This window comes from Kitasatospora nipponensis, from assembly GCF_039528135.1.
Classification (GTDB): Bacteria; Actinomycetota; Actinomycetes; order Streptomycetales; family Streptomycetaceae; genus Kitasatospora; species Kitasatospora nipponensis.
On the sequence record NZ_BAAALF010000770.1, the window covers coordinates 1 to 666 of the forward strand.

At 59.5% G+C, this 666-nt stretch carries 1 pseudogene; it reads right to left on the reverse strand.

Annotated elements, in window-relative coordinates:
• Positions 1-254: pseudogene (locus ABD323_RS43230) on the reverse strand (hypothetical protein); the annotation flags it as partial.
• Between the last annotated feature and the right edge of the window lie 412 nt (positions 255-666).

The following is a 666-nucleotide window of genomic DNA, read 5'->3' on the forward strand; positions in this document are numbered from 1 at the left end:
ATCTTGATCTGCTGTTCTGCACTTCCGCACGTGGCCAGCGTGATGTGACCGTCGCCCTTGAGGAGAGTAATTCCCCTCTCCTGGAGGATCTTTGCCGCACCAGGGTATTCAAAGGATTCAACCGCGTACGGGGGCGACGTCGCGGGGTCCGGTGGAGCAGTGGCATCGGCGCACGCCAGTGCCGGTACGCCGACGAGGGCCAAGAGCGTGCTACCCAACGCGGCAATGGTGAGCTTACGTATGCGTGATGTCATGGATTGTCCGTTTGTCAGGCGGAGTGCACTAAATGTATGTGCTCCGGCGGGTCCCACTGGCAAGATGTGGAAGAATTTACCTGGGACTGGACTTCGTGCGCCAACCCGATCTGACAGATGCCGATCGCATCCGAATGGGGTGGGCTGGTCCTCTGGCTGTGGCTATGCTTGTCGCCATCAATATTGACTTGGGCGGCGCGAGTTTGTCCTACAGTGGGTGGGTTTCAGTTGATAGATAGATCATGGCCGGATAGCTCCGCGAAGGGGGCATTTTGGCGACTACACGCACTCTGCTTGAATCTTCTGCCCCTTGCGCTCTTCCTGGGCCTGATGGCGGCTGTGTCGCCCGCGCGACAGGTACTCCTTGACGATGTCGTTCTGCGTGGTGCCGGTCAGCGTGGCGACGTTGGCG